Source organism: Micromonospora profundi (genome assembly GCF_011927785.1).
GTDB classification, from domain to species: domain Bacteria; phylum Actinomycetota; class Actinomycetes; order Mycobacteriales; family Micromonosporaceae; genus Micromonospora; species Micromonospora profundi.
In genome coordinates, this window is the sequence record NZ_JAATJK010000001.1 from 6,825,833 (window position 1) to 6,844,875 (window position 19,043).

Genomic DNA, 19,043 nt, shown 5'->3' on the forward strand with positions numbered 1-19,043 from the left:
GTTGTCCGACATTCTCGTGTCCGAGCAGTCCGCGCCGGGAACCGGCGGATCCGGACGTCCCTCCGGCCGGCTGCTCGAGGTCGACGACCTGCGGGTGGAGTTCCGTACCCGGGACGGCGTCGCAAAGGTCATCAACGGGGTCACGTACCACGTCGACGCGGGGGAGACCCTTGCCGTGCTCGGCGAGTCCGGCTCCGGTAAGAGCGTCACGGCACAGACCATCATGGGCATCCTCGACACGCCGCCCGGCTTCGTCACCGGTGGGCAGGTCCGCTTCCATGGCAAGGACATGCTCAGCATGGGCCAGGAGGAGCGCCGCCGCATCCGCGGCGAGGGCATCGCGATGATCTTCCAGGACGCCCTCTCCGCGCTGAACCCGGTCTTCACCGTCGGGTTCCAGATCGCCGAGCAGTTCCGGGTCCGGCGGGGCATGGGTCGCGCCGAGGCCAAGAAGCACGCGATCGAGATGCTCGACCAGGTCAAGATCCCCAACGCCAAGAGCCGGTTCAGCAACTATCCGCACCAGTTCTCCGGCGGTATGCGGCAGCGCGCGATGATCGCGATGTCGCTGGCGCTCGACCCGGAGGTGCTGATCGCCGACGAGCCCACCACCGCGCTCGACGTGACGGTGCAGGCCCAGATCATGGACCTGCTCGCCGAGCTCCAGCGTGAGCGGCAGATGGGCATGATCCTGATCACCCACGACCTCGGCGTGGTCGCCGACGTCGCGGACCGGATCGCTGTCATGTACGCGGGTCGGATCGTCGAGGAAGCCGACGTGTACGAGCTGTACGCCAAGCCGGCGCACCCGTACACGATGGGTCTGATCGACTCGATCCCGCGCATGGACGAGAAGGGGCAGCAGCTCCGGACGATCAAGGGTCTGCCGCCGAACCTGATGAACATTCCGCCGGGCTGCCCGTTCAACCCGCGTTGCCCCATGGCTCAGCCGGTATGCCGGGAGAAGATCCCCCCGCTGCTGCAGGTGGGTCCTGCCCGGGCCAGCGCCTGCCACTTCGCCGAGGAGCTGGTGAACCGTGTCTGAGAACATCCTCGAGGTCCGTGACCTGGTCAAGCACTACCCCGTCACCCAGGGTGTGGTGTTCAAGAAGACCGTCGGTCAGGTCAAGGCCGTCGACGGGGTCTCGTTCGGTCTGCGTACTGGTGAGACGCTCGGCGTGGTCGGCGAGTCCGGCTGCGGCAAGTCGACTCTCGCCCGGGTGCTGATGAACCTGGAGAAGCCGACCGCCGGCAGCGTGGTCTACAAGGGCCAGGACATCTCCAAGCTCTCCGGTGGGGCGCTGCGGCGGCTGCGTCGGCAGATCCAGTTGGTCATGCAGGACCCGTACACCTCGCTGAACCCGCGGATGACCGTCGGTGACCTGATCGGCGAGCCCTTCGAGATCCACTCCGATGTGGCACCGAAGGGCAGCCGCCGGGCGAAGGTCCGGGAGTTGCTGGACCTGGTGGGCCTCAACCCGGAGCACATCAACAGGTACCCGCACCAGTTCTCCGGCGGTCAGCGCCAGCGCATCGGCATCGCCCGCGCGCTCGCGCTGCGCCCCGAGGTGATCGTCTGCGACGAGCCGGTCTCGGCGCTCGACGTCTCCATCCAGGCCCAGGTGATGAACCTGCTGGAGAAGCTGCAGAGCGAGCTCGGGCTGTCGTACGTCTTCATCGCGCACGACCTCTCGGTGGTCCGCCACCTGTCGGACCGGGTCGCGGTGATGTACCTCGGCAAGATCGTCGAGATCGGCACCGAGGACGAGATCTACGAGCGGCCGACCCATCCGTACACTCAGGCGCTGCTCTCGGCGGTGCCGGTGCCGGACCCGACGCAGCGGAACAACAAGACGATCATCCGGCTCACGGGTGACGTGCCGTCGCCGATCAGCCCGCCCTCGGGCTGCCGGTTCCGGACCCGCTGCTGGAAGGCGCAGGACGTCTGCGCCGAGCAGGTCCCGCTGCTGGAGGTCCGACGCGACTCGGACCACCCGAGCGCCTGCCACTTCGCGGAGCGACGCGAGATCGTCGCCACCCACGAGGCGTAACAGGCCACCGGAACCGCCTGCCGACGTCACCACGACGCCGGCAGGCGGTTTCGTCTGTCCGGTGGCCCCTCAGCGGGCCGGTGCGACCTCAGACGCCCGACCGGCACCCGGTGTGCCCTCCGGCGCCCGGCGGGACGCCGGGGGTGGTCACAGCGGGCCGCGACCCGCGCGGAGCAGTAGCAGTGCCAGTTGGGTGCCGTCCGCGCCGAGCGCACCTCGGAAGCGCTCCAGGATCTCCCGCTCACGGGAGAGCACGAGGCGCGTTCCGCCGGAGGCCATCCGGGTCACCCCGACCTCCTGCGACAGCGCGGCCCGCTCCTGCCAGAGCGAGATCAACGCGTGGTCGATCTCGTCGATCCGTTCCCTGATCTGCACGATCCGTGCGGCTGCGGTCGGCTCCACGGTGCCGGTACCGGTGCCGGTGCGGGCCCCGGCCGTGTCGCCGGCCTCGACCGAGGGCTGGTCCGGCTCCGGCACGGTCGGGCCGCTGCTGTGCTCCACCACGTCTGTCATCATCGGGTACCTCTCGCGCTGTGGTGCCCGGTGCCCAGAACCCGGGACGAAAAAGCCCCGGGCTCCAGGAGCCCGGGGCTTTCGCAGGTCTGATCGATCAGGCGCGACCTACGGCAGCCGGACTCCCGGTGCCGTAGTAAAAGTAGTAACGCGCAGCGATCACGCGGTCGAGTATGCCCACGTCGACGGTGGGTGCGCAAGGATTCCGCGGCAAAAGGCGGCCCCTGCCACAGCCGGAGGCGTCGGCAAAGGAGCGCTCACCGCTCGTCGACAGAGGTGCCCGCTCCCGGCGACGGCGCGGTCGGGAAGTGTCCGGCCGGCGGCATAGACTTGTCGCGCGATGCATCCTCTCTTCGACATTCCCGCGTCCCCGCCCGCGCCGGAGTCCGCGCCGGCCCGTCCGCACCGCCCCGGGTCGGCCTCAGCCCGCCTCGACCCGCGTGAGCTGCTCGCCGGGTTGAACGGGCCGCAGCGCGACGCGGTCAGTCACGCCGGCTCGCCGCTGTTGATCGTGGCCGGCGCCGGGTCCGGTAAGACCCGGGTGCTCACCCACCGGATCGCCTACCTGCTGGCCGCTCGGGACGTGCATCCCGGAGAGATCATCGCCATCACCTTCACCAACAAGGCGGCCGGCGAGATGAAGGAGCGGGTCGCCGCCCTTGTCGGGCCGCGGGCCCGACTGATGTGGGTGTCGACGTTCCACTCCGCGTGTGTCCGCATCCTTCGCGCCGAGCACGAGCACGCCGGCCTCAAGTCGACGTTCTCGATCTACGACGCTGACGACTCGCGCCGGCTCATGCAACTGGTCACCCGCGAGCTCGACCTCGACCCGAAGCGCTATCCGGCACGCGGGCTGGCCGCCCAGGTGTCCAACCTCAAGAACGAGCTGGTCGACCCGGAGCAGTTCGCCGCGCGGGCCAGCGGGCCCAACGAGCGGGCGCTCGCCGAGGCGTACACGCTCTACCAGCGTCGGCTGCGCGAGGCGCACGCGCTCGACTTCGACGACCTGATCATGACGACGGTGCATCTGCTCCAGTCCCACCCGCACGTCGCGGAGAGCTACCGGCGGCGGTTCCGGCACGTGCTTGTCGACGAATACCAGGACACCAACCACGCCCAGTACGTCCTGATCAAGGAGTTGGTGTCCGGCACCGACGGGCTGGCGCCGGCCGAGCTGTGCGTGGTCGGTGACGCCGACCAGTCGATCTACGCGTTCCGGGGCGCGACGATCCGCAACATCCTGGAGTTCGAGCGGGACTTCACCGACGCGCGGACGATCCTGCTGGAGCAGAACTACCGCTCCACCCAGACCATCCTCAACGCCGCCAACGCGGTGATCGACAGGAACACCTCCCGCAAGCCGAAGCGGCTGTGGAGCGAGGCCGGCGACGGCGAGCGGATCGTCGGCTACGTGGCCGACACCGAGCACGCCGAGGCGGACTGGGTGGGCCGGGAGATCGACCGGCTTGTCGACGCCGACGAGACCCGCCCCGGCGACGTCGCCGTGTTCTACCGCACCAACGCGCAGTCCCGCGTCTTCGAGGAGGTGTTCATCCGGGCCGGTCTGCCGTACAAGGTGGTCGGCGGTGTGCGCTTCTACGAGCGCAAGGAGGTCCGCGACGCACTGGCGTACCTGCGGTCGGTGGTGAACGACGACGACACGGTGAGCCTGCGGCGGGTGCTGAACACCCCGCGCCGGGGCATCGGTGACCGCGCGGAGGCGTGCGTCGAGGCGCTGTCCAGCCGGGACCGGATCTCCTTCGGGGCGGCGCTGCGCCGGGCCCGGGAGGCGCCCGGCATCTCCACCCGGGCGGCCAACGGCATCGCCGACTTCGTGGCGCTGCTCGACGGCGCCCGGGAGATGGCCGAGACCGGCACCCCGGAAGAGGTGCTGGAGGCTCTGCTGACCCGCTCGGGCTATCTCACCGAGTTGGAGGAGAGCCTTGATCCGCAGGACGCCGGCCGGGTGGACAACCTCCAGGAGCTGGTGAGCGTCGCCCGGGAGTACACCGAGCGGATCGAAGCGACCGGTGCCGACGGCGAGCGGGCCACAGTGGCGGGCTTCCTGGAGCAGGTGGCGCTGGTCGCCGACGCCGACCAGATTCCCTCCGACGACCCCGACCACCAGGGCGTGGTCACGCTGATGACGTTGCACACCGCCAAGGGCCTGGAGTTCCCGGTGGTGTTCCTCACCGGTCTGGAGGACGGCGTCTTTCCGCACCTGCGCTCGCTCGGTGACACCCGGGAGCTGGAGGAGGAGCGCCGGCTGGCGTACGTCGGCATCACCCGCGCCCGGCAGCGCCTCTACCTCTCCCGTGCGGTGACCCGCTCGGCCTGGGGCCAGCCGTCCTACAACCCGCCGTCGCGGTTCCTGGAGGAGTTGCCTCCGGAGCTGGTGCGCTGGGAGCGCACCGAGGGGTCGTACACCTCGTGGGCCGGCGGTGGCGGCGGCGTCGGCGGGCGCGCGGACCGCGCACCCGGCGGTCGCGGCACCTTCACCGGGGGTACGCCGAAGGCGGCGCAACTGGCCCAGCGGCTCGGCGTGGACGCCAGTCGCCTCACCACGGCCAGCGAGTTGCCGCAGGGGCCGAAGGTGTCCGCCGGTGACCGGGTCAACCACCAGCGCTACGGGCTGGGGCGGGTGCTCGCCGTCGAGGGGCACGGCCCGGGTGCCCGCGCGCAGATCGACTTCGGTGACCAGACCATGTGGCTGGTGCTGCGGCACGCCCCTGTCGACAAGCTCTGATCACGGCGGCCTCGGCTGGCCGCCGCTCGGCCGGCCGGCATCGCGCTATTGCAGGGAAAGAGTGGCCTCGGCGCTGCCGGAGGCCACTCTTTCCATGATGTCGCGTGAACAGGCGGACCTGCGAGGTGCGCTCGTTCAGCAGCCCAGGTCGACGCCGCGCGCCCGCATGAACGGCGCGGGGTCGACCTGGTTCCACATGCCCTGGTGCACCTCGAAGTGCAGGTGGGGGCCTGTGGAGTCACCGGTGCTGCCCTCGTAGCCGATGACCTGGCCGGCCTTGACCTTCTGGCCGACGGTGACCGCGAGCCGGCTCTGGTGGGCGTAGTGGGTCAGGTAGCCGTTGCCGTGGTCGATGAAGACGGAGTTGCCGTACCCGTCGTAGGCATCGCCGGCCTTGGTGACGGTGCCGGCGGCCGCGGCGTGGATGGGCGTGCCGGAGGGCAGCGCCAGGTCGATACCGGCGTGCAGGGTGCCCCAGCGCTGCCCGTAGCAGGAGGTGATCGCGGCACCCGACATCGGGTTCACCCAGGCGGCCGTGGGCTTCGTGGTCTTCGTCGCAGCCTTCTTCGCCGTTGCCTTCGGCTTGGCGGTGGCCTTCTTCGTCGGCGTGGGGCTGGCAGTGGCCGACGGGCTCACGGTCGGGCTCGCGCTGGGCGTGGCCGACGGGGAGTCCGGCGCTGTCGCCTCGCGGTCGGAGCGGTCGGCCCGGCCGGCGGCCTCGGCCCGCGACTGCGCGTCGAGCGAGACGGCGGTGGGCGCCGGACGGTCGTCGCCGGTGGTGGCGACGACGACGCCACCCAGGCCGAGGGCCACCAGGGCGGCCGCGCCGAGCGCGATGCGACGGTTTCGCTGGCGGGCGCGTCGCGGCTGTTCGGTGATGGTGTCGGGGGTGTTCTCGTTCTGGACGGGGCTGTCTTCCTGCACGGCGGACCTTCACAGTCGAGGGGGCACTTGACCTCGAAATACTGGTGTCGGGCCGAGCTGGAGGGGGCATCGGGACCGGGCGGCCGGTCAACGGCCGCAGCGATGGCTGCCCGGAAATGAGGCGCTAAGAAACGGTCTGTCCGAAAAAGCGATCATGTGGGGTGGTGCCGTCGGTCACACCCGCCACTGTGATTCGGCAGACATCGGGCGGCGGCCGGCAACGAAAAACCGCCCGGATCGACAGATCCGGGCGGTCAACGGTCGGTACGCAGCGTCAGGACGCGGCTACCTCGCTGTAGATTGCCTCGACTTGCAGCTTGATGTCCACTCCGCGCTTCTGCAGGTAGGGCACCGGGTCGATCGGCTGGCCCTTGACATGCAGCTCGAGGTGCAGGTGAGTGCCGTAGGCGTGGCCGGTCTGACCCACCAGGCCCAGCTGGTCGCCGGCCTTGACCTGCTGCCCCTCCTTGACGCTGAGCGCGGAGGAGTGGCCGTAGATGGCCTCGCTGCCGTCAGGGTGCTGGACGATCACCGCGTAGCCGTAGCCGCCGAGCCAGCCGGCCTTGGTGACCAGGCCTTCGTGCACCGCCACGTACGGCGTGCCCTCGGGGACGACCAGGTCGACGCCGGTGTGCAGCTTGCCCCAACGCATCCCGTACGGCGAGTTGAAGTCGTAGCCCTGCAGCGGCAGCATCCAGACCTCGGGCTCGGCCGCTTCCTTGCCACGGCTGTCCCGGGAGGCGCGTTCGGCGTTGCCCGCACGCTCTGCGGCGTCCTGGCTGACCGACGCCTGCTTGAGCTCGTCGAGAACCGACGGGCTGACGTCCTTGGCGTCGGGCAGGGCACTCGCGCCGAGGGCGACGAGGCCGGCACCGACGAACGCGGTGGTGACGACGGCCGCGTAGCGGCTACGCGGGGGGGTGGGGACACGGCGACGACCGCGATATCGATCGGGCTCAGACGACAGGCGCTGGCGCACGCACACCCTCCGTTGTCGGGGTTCCGAAGCGGCTGGTGGACGTCCGTGAAGCTCGGATGAACGTCTGCCAACCGCGTCGTCACCCGTCCATGGACCTGATGACAACCGTGGACACGTTAGCCAACCCCCAGGCGAGTCACAAGCCAGAGTGAATAATTGGCGTGTCGATCTGTCCGTTTGCGTCCACGATTGTCACGCATCACGACGTCGATCGGTGCCCCCGTAAGTGCCCGTTCGTCGCCGAGCGTGACCGGACCGGCGGAGTCGTCCGACTTGACGCCGCAGCCTGCCGAGGTGCGCGCTCCGGCGTGGACGCCGGGTCGGTGCGGCCGGAATGCCAGTCGGTTTCCGGCCCGGATTTCCCGCCCCCCGTCGGACGGGTTACCGTTCGTTCAGGTGAAGGCCGTGTAGCCGGTGAAAGGTGTGCGCTGATGAGCTCTCGAATTCGGGTCGTCGTCGCCAAGCCAGGGCTGGACGGCCATGACCGGGGCGCCAAGGTCGTGGCGCGTGCCCTGCGGGACGCGGGGATGGAGGTCGTCTACACCGGCCTGCACCAGACCCCGGAGCAGATCGTGGAAGCCGCCATCCAGGAGGACGCCGACGCGGTCGGCCTCTCCATTCTCTCCGGCGCGCACATGACGCTGTTTCGTCGGGTGCTCGAACTGCTGGGGGAGCGGGACGCCCGCGACATCGTCGTGTTCGGTGGCGGCATCATCCCCAACGGCGACATCCCCGAGCTGGAGAAGATGGGCGTCGCCAAGATCTTCACGCCGGGAGCCACCACCCAGGCGATCGTCGAGTGGGTCCGGCAGAACGTCGGACAGCCCGTCGCCTGAAAGGCGGTGCGCCGGGGGTGTCGAACCGGAGCCGGGCACGGGGGAGGGGCCGGACGCACCCCTCACACGTCCGGCCCCTCTATGCACGATGCCCCGCCGCCACCCCTCGACCGACAGGGCATCGGCCGTCTCCCGTCATCGCGCTGTTCAGCGCTCCGACACCTGACTCAACGACGCCCTCACGGCCGGGTTACGCACCCGTGCCAACATCGCCCGGACGATTGACGCCGGCCATGCCGTGACCGGAACTCCCACGTCAGGTGTCCGGTTGTGCATTACCGCACACCGCGCACCCGCTCGGTTGCCGGCCGTGCCCACCTCGCTAGGCTGCCGCCAATGGCCTGTGTGAAGTGATGACAGGCGTCAAACTGTTTTTGAACGCTGGTGGCGGCGCGACGGCGCGCCGCGGAGACGGGACGGGACGCGCAATCGTGGACCTGTACGAGTACCAGGGGCGGGACCTGTTCGAGCGGCACGGCTTGCCCGTGTTGGCCGGCGGCGTCGCCACTACCCCGGAGGAGGCCCGCGCGATCGCCGAACGCCTCGGCGGTCGGGTGGTCGTCAAGGCGCAGGTAAAGGTCGGCGGCCGAGGCAAGGCCGGTGGCGTCAAGCTCGCCGAGGGCCCGGATGAGGCGGTGGCCAGGGCCACCGACATCCTCGGCATGGACATCAAGGGCCACACCGTCCACAAGGTCATGATCACCGTGACCGCGGACGTGGCCGACGAGTACTACTTCTCTTATCTGCTCGACCGGGCGAACCGCACCTTCCTCTGCATCGCCAGCGTTGCCGGCGGTATGGACATCGAGCAGGTCGCCGCCGAGACCCCGGACCGCGTGGTCAAGGCCCCCATCGACGCCGTCAAGGGCGTCGACGAGGCGAAGGCCCGCGAGATCGTCACCGCTGCCGGGTTCCCGGCCGAGGTCGCCGACCAGGTCGTCGAGGTAGCTGTCGGGCTGTGGCAGGCGTTCGTCGCCGAGGACGCCACCCTGGTCGAGGTGAACCCCCTCGCGAAGAACGGCGACGGGCAGCTGCTGCTGCTCGACGCCAAGATCACCTTGGACGAGAACGCCGCGTTCCGGCACCCCGACCACGAGGCGCTTGTCGACCAGGCCGCCGTGGATCCGCTGGAGCAGGCCGCCAAGGCCAAGGACCTCAACTACGTCAAGCTCGACGGCGAGGTCGGCATCATCGGCAACGGCGCGGGTCTTGTCATGTCGACCCTCGACGTCGTGGCGTACGCCGGTGAGCGGCACGGCAACGTCAAGCCTGCCAACTTCCTCGACATCGGCGGCGGCGCGAGTGCCGCGGTGATGGCGAACGGGCTGGAGATCGTGCTCTCCGACCCGGCCGTGAAGAGCGTCTTCGTCAACGTCTTCGGCGGCATCACCGCCTGCGACGAGGTCGCCAACGGCATCATCCAGGCGCTGGCCCTGCTGGAGCAGCGTGGCGAGCAGGTCACCAAGCCGCTCGTCGTCCGCCTCGACGGCAACAACGCCGAGGCTGGCCGGGCGATCCTGGACAGCGCGAACAACCCGCTCGTGCAGCGGGTGGACACCATGGACGGTGCGGCCGAGCGGGCCGCCGAGCTGGCAGCTGCGGGGGTCTGATCATGGCTATCTGGCTGACCAAGGACTCGAAGGTCATCGTTCAGGGGATGACCGGCTCCGAGGGCTCCAAGCACACCCGGCGGATGCTCGCCGCCGGCACGAACGTCGTCGGCGGCGTCAACCCGCGCAAGGCGGGCCAGAAGGTCGACTTCGACGGCACCGAGCTGCCGGTCTTCGCGTCCGTGGCGGACGCCATGGCCGAGACCGGTGCCGACGTCACAGTCATCTTCGTACCGCCGCAGTTCACCAAGGCCGCCGTGGTCGAGGCGATCGACGCCGCGATCCCGCTGGCCGTGGTGATCACCGAGGGCGTGCCGGTGCACGACACCGCTTCGTTCTGGGCGTACAACCTGGCGCAGGGCGAGCGGACCCGGATCATCGGGCCGAACTGCCCCGGCATCGCCTCCCCGGGTGCCGCCAACGCCGGCATCATCCCGGCCGACATCACCGGCTCCGGCCGCATCGGCCTGGTCAGCAAGAGCGGCACGCTGACCTACCAGATGATGTACGAGCTGCGCGACATCGGCTTCTCCACATGCGTCGGCATCGGTGGCGACCCGATCATCGGGACCACGCACATCGACGCCCTGAAGGCGTTCGAGGCTGACCCGGAGACCGACGCCATCGTGATGATCGGCGAAATCGGCGGCGACGCCGAGGAGCGGGCCGCCGAGTTCATCAAGGCCAACGTCACCAAGCCGGTGGTCGGCTACATCGCCGGCTTCACCGCGCCCCCCGGCAAGACCATGGGCCACGCCGGAGCGATCATCTCCGGTTCGGCCGGCACCGCCGAGGCGAAGCAGGCGGCGCTGGAGGCGGTCGGAGTCAAGGTCGGCAAGACGCCGACCGAGACCGCCAAGCTCATGCGGGAGATCATGTCCGGCAACTGAGCCGGTCAGGCAGCAGCGCAGGGGTCGGCCGGTATCGAACCGGTCGGCCCCTGCTGCGTACCACCGGGCCCGGGATCAGTCGTTGTTGTTCCAGAACGGGTAGTTGCCTGTCGACCGGAGGATCGCGCTGCCGATGATGTTGATCACGCCGAACGCGATGGCGAGGTAACCGAGAACCGGCGACTGGCCGTACCGTCGGGCGTCGCGGATCGACAGGTAGCCGAAGATGACGCCGAGAATGCCGCAACAGATCAGACCCAGCACGATGCCCAGCACGCCCCAGAGCGTGGTGCGGTCCCGGCCCCTGGCCGGAGGGGGTGGGGGCGGCGGATATGCGGTCGTCACGGCTACCTCCGGGCGATCATGGGCGGCGGGCCGACCCGGGCGTGACCGGCGGACCCGACCCGGAAGGCGGCGACAGGCCACCTCCTCTGGGCCGAGGCTAGACCGGGCCGGGCGGCTTCGACCCCGGTTCGCCCAACTCGCCGCAGTCCAGGCCGGTTAACGGACTGCCACCGTCCCTATGACGTGCCAGAGTAGAGCGGATGTCCCCCGTCACCCCTGACCATCCCAGTCGCCCCGGCGGCGTGCGCGCCGACGACAGGTCGGTCGAGCGCGCCGCACCGCGGCGGCGGGTGCCCGCGCCCCGCGCCGGCGAGTCGCCGCGCAGGCGGGCACCGCTGCCCGTCGCCGCCGGGGTGGCCGCGGGCTGGGCGGCCCTCACCTCGTACCTGCCGGTCGCCATCGTGCTCGGCCTGGTGCAGCTCGGCGCCGACTCCACCACCCTGAGCGGCACCCTGCGCACCGCGCTGGCCGGCTGGCTGGTGGGCCACGGCGTGCCGCTGCACACCGACGCCGGCCCGTTCGGCCTCGCCCCGCTCGCGCTCACCGCGCTCGCGCTCTGGCGACTGACCCGGGCCGGCGTGCACGTCAGCCGCGCGATCGGCGCGCGCGACAGCTATTCACCGCGACAAGCGCTTATCGCCGCAGGCACTGTCGGCCTGGCGTACGCGCTGCTCGGCGCGCTTGCCGCGGTGCTGGTGGGCGCGGGAGGACCGAACGTGTCCCCGGTGCGGGCGGCGGCCACGTTCGCGGTGGCCGCCACACTCGCCGCACTTGTCGGCGCAACCCGGACCACCGCTGTGACCCGACTGCTGAGCACCCGGCTGCCGGGTGCGCTGCGGGACGCTGTGCGCACCGGGCTGGTGGCCGCGCTCCTGCTACTCGGGGCGGGCGCAGGCGCGGCAGGCCTGGCCGTGGCCACCGGCGGCGGTGACGCCGCCGACATGATCGGCGCGTACCAGACCGGGGTGGCCGGGCAGGCCGGAATCACCCTGGTCAGCATGGCGTACGCGCCGAACGCCGCGATCTGGTCGACGAGCTATCTGCTGGGGCCGGGCTTCGCGGTCGGCGTCGACACCGCCGTCCGCACAAGCGAGGTGTCGGTGGGCGCGCTGCCGGCAATCCCGCTGCTCGCCGGCCTGCCCCGTGGCCCCGTGGACGGCATCGGCGCCCTGCTCCTCGCGGTGCCGGTGCTGGCCGGGATGGTGGTCGGTTGGTTGCTCGCCCGCCGGATGGCCCGCCTCGCCGGGCCGGAGCAGGCCCCGCAGCGCTGGGGCGGGCTGTTGGCGCCGGCGGCACTGGCCGGGCCGGTGGCAGGCGTACTCCTCGGTGTGGCCGCCGCGGTCTCCGGAGGGCCGCTCGGTGCCGGCCGTCTGGCGCAGGTCGGGCCGGTGGCCTGGCAGGTCGGGGTGGTCACGGCCGGTGTCATCACGGCCGGCGCGCTGCTCGGGGCCGCCGCCACCCGGACGCTCACCCGGAGCCCTCGGGGCAACCAGCCACGCCGGCGCGATCCGGAGCCGGACCGGCGCGACCTGTCCTAGACGAACGGGCGGTGAACCGTCTGTCGGTCGGCGAGGGCGCCCAGGCGTTGGCGGAGCGCGCCGCCGCCGTGCCGTCCCGGTCGACATCGCTCGCTGGGCGCGGCCCGCAGGTGCCGGGGACGGCGCGGGGCGCCCCGGACGAACCCGGAGCGCCCCGTCAGGACCGGACCGATCAGGGCTGGCTCGGCAGGTTGATGTTCGCGAAGATGCCCAGGATGATCAGCAGGATGCCCAGGACGGCACCGACGGCGCCGCAGATGAGACCCGCCTTGGCCTGGCCGCCGTTGCTGGCCTGGCCCTGAGCGGCCTTCTGCTGGCCCAGGTAACCGGTCACCACAGCGGCGATGCCGACCGGGATGCCCAGGTACAGGCAGCAGACCAGCGGGATCGACGCGATGCCGAGGATCATCGACACCAGGCCGAGGGTGTTGTTCTGGCCCTGCTGCTGCGGGTACCCGGCGTTCGGGTAGCCGGGAGCGCCACCGTACTGCGGCTGCTGACCGTACGGGTCCTGCGGCTGCTGGCCGTAGGGCTGGCCCGAGGTGGGCTGCTGGCCGTACTGCTGACCGTACGGGTCCGGCGACTGCTGGCCGTAGGGCTGACCCGAGGTCGGCTGCTGACCGTACGGCTGGCCCGAGGTGGGCTGCTGGCCGTAGGGGGCGGCCGGCGGCTGACCGTACGGGTCGTGCGGCGGCTGGGGTGCGGTCGGGTCCGGGTTGGGCTGCTGGCCGTACGGGTCCTGACCGGGGTTGCCGGGCTGCATTCGAGAAGCTCCTTGGAATCGTTCCGTTAGTTACTGCTGCTGTTCTCACTCATGATCGCGCCCAGACCGCCCAACGCGCAGCACAGCAGCACGATGACATACCACGCAATGCCGACGATAAGTGCCCACTTGGACCACTTGCGTGATTCTGCGGCCGCGGCCTGGGCCCCGGCGTAGTCGCCCTGCTGGAGCAGCGGGTTGACCTTCGACGCGTTGATGATCGCTGGGATGGCCAGCGGCCAGAAGAGGAAGACAGCGACAATCGACATCGTCATGTTGTTGTCGACCGACGGTTGCTGCTGGGGGTGGTGATCGGGCTGCATGGGGGTGCTCCTCATTCCAACGACACGCCTGGCGTGCCGGAACAGTGACGTGGTGCGGGGCCGGCACGGTGTCCAGCCCGGGCGACCGGCAGCGTACCTGGTCGATGCCCGTCGAATCTGTCAGAGATCGGCGCGCCGCCCAGCCGGAGAGCGTCCTGACCTGCCCGATAGGGTGGCCCGGTGACCGCGTCCGCCGCCCGCCTCGTCGTCCTCGTCTCCGGCTCCGGAAGCAACCTGCAGGCACTGCTGGACGCCGCCGCCGACCCCGCGTACGGCGCGCAGGTGGTGGCGGTCGGCGCGGACCGCGACGGCATTGCGGGCCTGGACCGGGCGGAGGCCGCGGGTGTGCCGACCTTCGTCGAGCGGGTCGGCGACCATGAGACGCGGGAGGACTGGGACCGGGCGCTCACCGCGCACGTCGCGAAGCACCAGCCCGACCTGGTCATCTCCGCAGGCTTCCTCAAGCTTGTCGGCGAGCATTTCCTTACCGCCTTCGGTGACCGCTACCTCAACACCCACAACACCCTGCTGCCGGCGTTTCCCGGCATCCACGGCCCACGGGACGCCCTCGCCTACGGCGTGAAGCTCACCGGGGCCACGCTCTTCTTCGTCGACGCCGGCATGGACACCGGGCCGATCGTGGCGCAGGTCGCGGTGCCGGTGCTCGACGACGACGACGTGGACGCGCTCACCGAGCGCATCAAGGAAGCTGAGCGCCGCCAGCTCGTCGAGCAGGTCGGCCGCCTGGTCCGCGAAGGCTGGACCATCACCGGAAGGAAGGTCACGGTTCCGTGAGTTCCACTCAGGACGGGCGCCGCCCGATCAGGCGGGCGCTGGTCAGCGTCTACGACAAGACCGGGCTGGTCGAGCTGGCGCAGGCCCTGCACGCCGCCGGTGTGGAGATCGTCTCCACCGGCAGCACGGCGGGCACCATCGCCGCCGCCGGGGTGCCGGTGACGCCGGTGGAGACGGTGACCGGTTTTCCCGAGGTGCTCGACGGCCGCGTGAAGACTCTGCACCCGAAGGTGCACGCTGGTCTTCTCGCCGACCTGCGCAAGGACGCCCACGTGGCGCAGCTCGACGAGCTGGGGGTGGCGGCGTTCGACCTGCTGGTCTCCAACCTCTACCCGTTCCAGGCGACGGTCGCCTCCGGCGCCGGCGTCGAGGAGTGCGTGGAGCAGATCGACATCGGTGGGCCGGCCATGGTGCGGGCCGCCGCCAAGAACCACGCCTCGGTGGCGGTGCTGACCGACCCGGCGGGATACCCGGCGCTGCTCGGCGCGCTCAGCGAGGGCGGCTTCACACTGGCCCAGCGCCGCGCGCTGGCCGCCCGCGCGTACGCCGACATCGCCGAGTACGACGTGGCCGTGGCCCAGTGGTGTGCCCGGGAGCTGGCCCCGGCCGACGACTCCTGGCCGGCGTTCGCGGGGACGGCGCTGCGGAAGTCGACGGTGCTGCGCTACGGGGAGAACCCGCACCAGCCCGCCGCGCTCTACACCGACCCGGACGCCCCGGCAGGGCTGGCGCAGGCAGAGCAGTTGCACGGCAAGGAGATGTCGTACAACAACTACGTCGACGCGGACGCCGCCTGGCGGGCCGCGAACGACTTCGCCGACCAGCCGGCCGTGGCGATCATCAAGCACGCCAACCCGTGTGGCATCGCCGTGGGCGCGGACGTGGCCGAGGCGCACCGCAGGGCGCACGCCTGCGACCCGGTGTCGGCGTTCGGCGGCGTGATCGCGGTCAACCGCCCGGTCTCGGTCGAGCTGGCCCAGCAGGTGGCCGAGATTTTCACCGAGGTGGTCGTCGCTCCCGGCTTCGACGAGGGCGCGGTCGAGGTGTTGCAGGGCAAGAAGAACATCCGCCTGCTGCGCGCGCCGGTGTGGACCCCGGCGACTGTCGAGTGGCGGCCGGTGACCGGTGGCGTGCTGACCCAGGTCGCCGACCGGGTGGACGCTCTCGGTGACGACCCGGCCAACTGGCAGTTGGCGACCGGCGAGGCCGCGGACGAGGAACTGCTGCGTGACCTGGCGTTCGCCTGGCGGGCGGTGCGCGCGGTGAAGAGCAACGCGATCCTGCTCGCCAAGGACGGCGCCACAGTCGGCGTCGGCATGGGTCAGGTCAACCGGGTCGACTCGGCGCAGCTCGCGGTCAGCCGCGCCGGCGCCGACCGGGCACGCGGCTCGGTGGCAGCCTCGGACGCGTTCTTCCCGTTCGCCGACGGCCCGCAGATCCTCATCGACGCCGGCGTCCGTGCCATCGTCCAGCCCGGCGGCTCGATCCGCGACGAAGAGGTAATCGCGGCGGCCAAGAAGGCCAACGTAACGATGTACCTAACCAAAACCCGCCACTTCTTCCACTAACCGCGCTGCCCCACCCTGCCCCGTCCCACCCCCCACCTCGTCGATCATGGAGTTGTGGTGCCCCGCAAAAGGGGTATCGGCTGAGAAATCGCCCACCACAACTCCATGATCGACGCGACATGCGGGGCGCGGACAGGTTAGGGGGTTGCGGGGCGTAGTTCTGCGAAGTGGCAGGCGGACGGGTGAGGGTCCGCGGCGCGGGGCACGGTTTGCGGGTCCTCGACCGCGCAGATCTCCTGGGCCTTCCAGCAGCGGGTGCGGAAGTGGCAGCCGCTCGGCGGGTCGGCCGGGCTGGGCACGTCGCCGACCAGGCGGATCATGTTGCGCTGGTCGCGTACCTCCGGGTCCGGCACCGGCACGGCCGAGAGCAACGCCTGGGTGTACGGGTGGGTGGCGCGCTCGTAGATCTCGTCCTCGGTGCCGATCTCGACGATCCGGCCGAGGTACATGACCGCTACCCGGTCGGCGATGTGCCGCACCACTGACAGGTCGTGCGCGATGAAGATGTAGGAAAGGCCGAACTCGTCCTGGAGCTGCTCCAGCAGGTTGATCACCTGGGCCTGGATGGAGACGTCGAGCGCGGAGACCGGCTCGTCGCAGACGATCACCTCGGGGCGCAGCGCGAGGGCACGGGCGATGCCGATGCGCTGGCGCTGACCGCCGGAGAACTGGTGCGGATACCTGTTGATGTGCTCCGGGTTGAGCCCGACGACGTCAAGCAACTCCTGGACCCGCTTCTGCTTGCTGCCCTTGGGTGCCGCGTCACGGTGGATCTCGAACGGCTCGCCGATGATGTCGCCGACGGTCATCCGCGGGTTCAGCGAGGTGTACGGGTCCTGCATGACCATCTGCATGTTGCGACGCAGTCGACGTAGCTCGCCGCCGGAGGCCTTGAACAGGTCCTTGCCCTCCAGGGTGGCCCGCCCGGAGGTGGGTGTCTCCAGCCGCATGAGCAGCCGGGCGAGTGTGGACTTGCCGCAGCCGGACTCGCCGACCACGCCGAGCGTCTCGCCCCGGCGCAGCTCGAAGCTCACACCGTCGACGGCCTTCACCGCGCCGATCTGCCTCTGGAACAGCACGCCCTGGGTGATCGGGAAGTGCTTCACGAGGTTGTCGACGGAGAGGATGGTCTCGCCCCGGACCTTCGTGGGGCTAGCGGGCGCTGTCATCACGGACCTCCTGCGCGAAGTGGCAAGCGCTGGTTCGGCCGTCGCCGAGGACCAGGTCGTGCGGCACCACGTCCACGCAGACCTGCTGGACGTACGGGCAGCGGGGGTGGAACGGGCAGCCGGAGGGGATGCGCATCAGGTTCGGCGGCAACCCCTTGATCGTCGACAGTTCCTGGCCGCGGACGTCCATCCGCGGGATCGATTCCAACAACCCCTTCGTGTACGGGTGGGCGGGCGCCTTGTAGAGCGAACGGACGTCGGCGTGCTCGACGATCCGGCCGGCGTACATGACGGCGATCCGGTCCGCGACGCCGGCGACGACTCCCAGGTCGTGGGTGATCAGGATCATGGCCATGTTGAGGTCGCGGCGCAGGTCGGCCAGCAGGTCCATGATCTGGGCCTGCACTGTGACGTCGAGGGCAGTCGTGGGTTCGTCGGCGATGAGCACCTTCGGGTCGAGCGCCAGCGCCATGGCGATCATGACGCGCTGCCGCATGCCGCCGGAGAACTGGTGCGGATAGTCGCCGACCCGCTTGGCGGCCCCGGGGATCTTGACCAGGTCCATGAGTTCGATGGCCCGGCGGCGGGCGTCGCTCCGGGACATGCCGGCGCGCTGGCGCAGTGTCTCGCCGATCTGCCAGCCGACCGGGAAGACCGGGTTCAGCGCCGAGAGCGCGTCCTGGAAGATCATCGCGATCTCCTTGCCGCGTACCTGCCTGCGCTGCTCCTCGGAGCCGGTGAGCAGGTCCTGACCCCGGTAGAGGATCTGGCCGGAGCGGACGAAGGCGGGCGGCGTGTCCAGGATGCCCATGATCGCCTGGGCGGTGACGGACTTGCCGGAGCCGGATTCGCCGAGCACCGCGAGGGTCTCCCCGGCGTCCAGGTGGTACGACACGCCGTTGATCACCCGGGCCACGCCCTCGTTGGTGCGGAACTCGACGTGCAGGTCCCGCAGCTCCAGCAGGTGGCCGCCCTCGGGTGTGGCGGAGGCGGGCGTCGGTTGGACGGTCATGAGGATCTCACCGCAGCTTCGGGTCGAAGGCGTCACGGATCGCGTCGCCGAGCATGATGAACGCCAGCACGGTCAGCGCGAGGAAGGCCGACGGGACGATCAGCGGCATCGCCGCCTCCCGCATGTGGATCCGGCCGGTGTCGATGTCCTGGCCCCACGAGATGGTCGGCGCTTTCAGGCCGATGCCCAGGAACGACAGCGTGGCCTCGGCGGCGATGAACGAGCCGAGCGCGATCGTCAGCACCACGATGGCCGGGGCCAACGAGTTCGGCAGGATGTGCCGCCACATGATCCGGCCGTTGCCGGCGCCGAGCATCCGGGCCGCCGCCACGTAGTCCTGTTCCTTGGCGGTGATGACCGAGGAGCGGACGACGCGGGCTGCCGTGGTCCAGCCGAGGATGGCCAGGACGAAGATCACCGCGGCGATCCGGGCGTTCTCGCTGTCGCTGGAGACGCGCTTGAGCAGCACGATCGCCGCCAGCAGCAGCGGGATGCCGAGCACCACGTCGATCACCCGGGAGAGCACCGCGTCGATCCAACGGCCGAAGTACCCGGCGAGCATGCCGACCGTCAGCGCGATCACCCCGGTGCCGAGCGCGGCGAGCGCGCCGACAAGCAGCGAGGCCCGCGTGCCGTAGACCGCCCGGGAGTACGTGTCGCAGCCCTGGAAGTCGTACCCGAAGATGGCTCCGCCGGACGGCCCGGCGTGCTGCCGGGACAGCAGGCAGTCGTTCGGGCTGTTGGCCGTGAACAGGCCGGGGGCGAGGGCCATCAGGGTGAAGACGACGACAAGCGTCAGCGAGATCCAGAAGATCGGGTTGCGGCGCAGGTCGCGCCACGCGTCGCCGGCCAGGCTGCGCGGTCTCTGCGGCGTGTCGACCTGGTTGGGTGCGCCGGGCTCACCGGAGGGGCCGCGACGTGCCGCCTGGTTCTCGGTGGCGGCCACCGTCTCGAAGTCACTCATGCCGGCACCTCGCTGTG

The 19,043-nt window shown here is 70.5% G+C and carries 18 protein-coding genes; 9 read left to right on the forward strand and 9 right to left on the reverse strand.

All coding sequences use genetic code 11. The features are described from left to right. Nucleotides 1-16: 16 nt before the first annotated feature. Entirely contained in the window at nucleotides 17-1,045 is a 1,029-nt protein-coding gene (locus F4558_RS30680; protein WP_053660522.1) for an ABC transporter ATP-binding protein, read from the forward strand. Continuing rightward, a complete protein-coding gene (locus tag F4558_RS30685) occupies nucleotides 1,038-2,051 on the forward strand; it encodes an ABC transporter ATP-binding protein (RefSeq protein WP_053660520.1) in 1,014 nt (337 codons plus the stop codon). Before F4558_RS30680 ends, F4558_RS30685 begins: the two co-directional genes overlap by 8 nt. 147 nt (nucleotides 2,052-2,198) lie before the next feature. Here the strand turns inward: F4558_RS30685 and F4558_RS30690 are convergent, their stop codons facing one another. Continuing rightward, the gene (locus tag F4558_RS30690) at nucleotides 2,199-2,567 is read right to left on the reverse strand and encodes a chorismate mutase (RefSeq protein ID WP_053660518.1); all 369 of its coding nucleotides are present in this window, start codon (nucleotides 2,565-2,567) and stop codon (nucleotides 2,199-2,201) included. A 337-nt stretch (nucleotides 2,568-2,904) separates the two neighbouring features. Between F4558_RS30690 and pcrA the strand changes: the two genes are divergently transcribed. Continuing rightward, nucleotides 2,905-5,310, forward strand: coding sequence for a DNA helicase PcrA (gene pcrA, locus F4558_RS30695; RefSeq protein WP_053660516.1), 2,406 nt, complete (start codon nucleotides 2,905-2,907; stop codon nucleotides 5,308-5,310). A gap of 135 nt (nucleotides 5,311-5,445) precedes the next feature. Here the strand turns inward: pcrA and F4558_RS30700 are convergent, their stop codons facing one another. Together F4558_RS30700 and F4558_RS30705 are read right to left on the reverse strand one after the other, a co-directional pair. Next, nucleotides 5,446-6,234 (reverse strand): M23 family metallopeptidase, encoded by a 789-nt coding sequence (locus tag F4558_RS30700; protein WP_167947057.1) that lies wholly within the window; start codon nucleotides 6,232-6,234, stop codon nucleotides 5,446-5,448. Nucleotides 6,235-6,508: 274 nt separating this feature from the next. Beyond that, complete coding sequence (locus F4558_RS30705; RefSeq protein ID WP_053660633.1) at nucleotides 6,509-7,213, reverse strand: M23 family metallopeptidase; 705 nt, start codon at nucleotides 7,211-7,213, stop codon at nucleotides 6,509-6,511. Nucleotides 7,214-7,644: 431 nt separating this feature from the next. On the opposite strand from F4558_RS30705, the gene icmB reads away from it, so the two are divergent. From icmB to sucD, 3 genes are all read left to right on the forward strand, one after another. Next, a complete protein-coding gene (icmB, locus tag F4558_RS30710) occupies nucleotides 7,645-8,049 on the forward strand; it encodes a coenzyme B12-dependent isobutyryl CoA mutase small subunit (protein WP_053660512.1) in 405 nt (134 codons plus the stop codon). A 431-nt stretch (nucleotides 8,050-8,480) separates the two neighbouring features. Continuing rightward, the gene (gene sucC / locus F4558_RS30715; RefSeq protein ID WP_053660510.1) at nucleotides 8,481-9,659 is read left to right on the forward strand and encodes an ADP-forming succinate--CoA ligase subunit beta; all 1,179 of its coding nucleotides are present in this window, start codon (nucleotides 8,481-8,483) and stop codon (nucleotides 9,657-9,659) included. 2 nt (nucleotides 9,660-9,661) lie between these two features. Further along, the gene (sucD, locus tag F4558_RS30720) at nucleotides 9,662-10,549 is read left to right on the forward strand and encodes a succinate--CoA ligase subunit alpha (protein ID WP_053660508.1); all 888 of its coding nucleotides are present in this window, start codon (nucleotides 9,662-9,664) and stop codon (nucleotides 10,547-10,549) included. 75 nt (nucleotides 10,550-10,624) lie between these two features. On the opposite strand, the gene F4558_RS30725 is transcribed toward sucD, so the two are convergent. Then, nucleotides 10,625-10,894, reverse strand: a complete 270-nt coding sequence (locus tag F4558_RS30725) for a hypothetical protein (RefSeq protein WP_053660506.1) — start codon at nucleotides 10,892-10,894, stop codon at nucleotides 10,625-10,627. Nucleotides 10,895-11,094: 200 nt separating this feature from the next. Here F4558_RS30725 and F4558_RS30730 point away from each other — a divergent pair, with 200 nt between their 5' ends. Further along, nucleotides 11,095-12,432 carry a cell division protein PerM gene (locus tag F4558_RS30730; RefSeq protein ID WP_167947059.1) on the forward strand — a complete coding sequence of 446 codons (1,338 nt, stop codon included), beginning with the start codon at nucleotides 11,095-11,097 and terminating at the stop codon, nucleotides 12,430-12,432. A 172-nt stretch (nucleotides 12,433-12,604) separates the two neighbouring features. Here the strand turns inward: F4558_RS30730 and F4558_RS30735 are convergent, their stop codons facing one another. Further along, entirely contained in the window at nucleotides 12,605-13,195 is a 591-nt protein-coding gene (locus F4558_RS30735; RefSeq protein WP_167947061.1) for a DUF4190 domain-containing protein, read from the reverse strand. A gap of 26 nt (nucleotides 13,196-13,221) precedes the next feature. Next, nucleotides 13,222-13,518 carry a CD225/dispanin family protein gene (locus tag F4558_RS30740; protein ID WP_053660500.1) on the reverse strand — a complete coding sequence of 99 codons (297 nt, stop codon included), beginning with the start codon at nucleotides 13,516-13,518 and terminating at the stop codon, nucleotides 13,222-13,224. Between the two features lie 180 nt (nucleotides 13,519-13,698). Here F4558_RS30740 and purN point away from each other — a divergent pair, with 180 nt between their 5' ends. Together purN and purH are read left to right on the forward strand one after the other, a co-directional pair. Further along, the gene (purN, locus tag F4558_RS30745; RefSeq protein WP_053660498.1) at nucleotides 13,699-14,313 is read left to right on the forward strand and encodes a phosphoribosylglycinamide formyltransferase; all 615 of its coding nucleotides are present in this window, start codon (nucleotides 13,699-13,701) and stop codon (nucleotides 14,311-14,313) included. Beyond that, nucleotides 14,310-15,881, forward strand: coding sequence for a bifunctional phosphoribosylaminoimidazolecarboxamide formyltransferase/IMP cyclohydrolase (gene purH / locus F4558_RS30750; protein ID WP_167947063.1), 1,572 nt, complete (start codon nucleotides 14,310-14,312; stop codon nucleotides 15,879-15,881). The genes purN and purH overlap by 4 nt, the downstream gene beginning before the upstream one ends. 137 nt (nucleotides 15,882-16,018) lie before the next feature. Here purH and F4558_RS30755 read toward each other — a convergent pair whose 3' ends face one another. The 3 genes from F4558_RS30755 to F4558_RS30765 are packed head-to-tail and all read right to left on the reverse strand — an operon-like array spanning nucleotide 16,019 to nucleotide 19,026. Continuing rightward, a complete protein-coding gene (locus F4558_RS30755) occupies nucleotides 16,019-17,050 on the reverse strand; it encodes an ABC transporter ATP-binding protein (RefSeq protein WP_053660494.1) in 1,032 nt (343 codons plus the stop codon). Continuing rightward, on the reverse strand, nucleotides 17,034-18,062 hold the full coding sequence (locus tag F4558_RS30760) for an ABC transporter ATP-binding protein (protein WP_053660492.1): 1,029 nt from the start codon (nucleotides 18,060-18,062) through the stop codon (nucleotides 17,034-17,036). The genes F4558_RS30755 and F4558_RS30760 overlap by 17 nt, the downstream gene beginning before the upstream one ends. A 7-nt stretch (nucleotides 18,063-18,069) precedes the next feature. Beyond that, complete coding sequence (locus F4558_RS30765) at nucleotides 18,070-19,026, reverse strand: ABC transporter permease (protein ID WP_053660490.1); 957 nt, start codon at nucleotides 19,024-19,026, stop codon at nucleotides 18,070-18,072. Between the last annotated feature and the right edge of the window lie 17 nt (nucleotides 19,027-19,043).

Coding starts and splice junctions, on each gene's coding strand:
- sucD (WP_053660508.1), top strand. CDS start 9,662: ATGGCTATCTGGCTGACCAAGGACTCGAAGGTCATCGTTCAGGGGATG.
- icmB (WP_053660512.1), top strand. CDS start 7,645: ATGAGCTCTCGAATTCGGGTCGTCGTCGCCAAGCCAGGGCTGGACGGC.
- F4558_RS30755 (WP_053660494.1), bottom strand. CDS start 17,050: ATGACAGCGCCCGCTAGCCCCACGAAGGTCCGGGGCGAGACCATCCTC.
- F4558_RS30765 (WP_053660490.1), bottom strand. CDS start 19,026: ATGAGTGACTTCGAGACGGTGGCCGCCACCGAGAACCAGGCGGCACGT.
- F4558_RS30730 (WP_167947059.1), top strand. CDS start 11,095: ATGTCCCCCGTCACCCCTGACCATCCCAGTCGCCCCGGCGGCGTGCGC.
- F4558_RS30735 (WP_167947061.1), bottom strand. CDS start 13,195: ATGCAGCCCGGCAACCCCGGTCAGGACCCGTACGGCCAGCAGCCCAAC.
- F4558_RS30740 (WP_053660500.1), bottom strand. CDS start 13,518: ATGCAGCCCGATCACCACCCCCAGCAGCAACCGTCGGTCGACAACAAC.
- F4558_RS30690 (WP_053660518.1), bottom strand. CDS start 2,567: ATGATGACAGACGTGGTGGAGCACAGCAGCGGCCCGACCGTGCCGGAG.
- pcrA (WP_053660516.1), top strand. CDS start 2,905: ATGCATCCTCTCTTCGACATTCCCGCGTCCCCGCCCGCGCCGGAGTCC.
- F4558_RS30760 (WP_053660492.1), bottom strand. CDS start 18,062: ATGACCGTCCAACCGACGCCCGCCTCCGCCACACCCGAGGGCGGCCAC.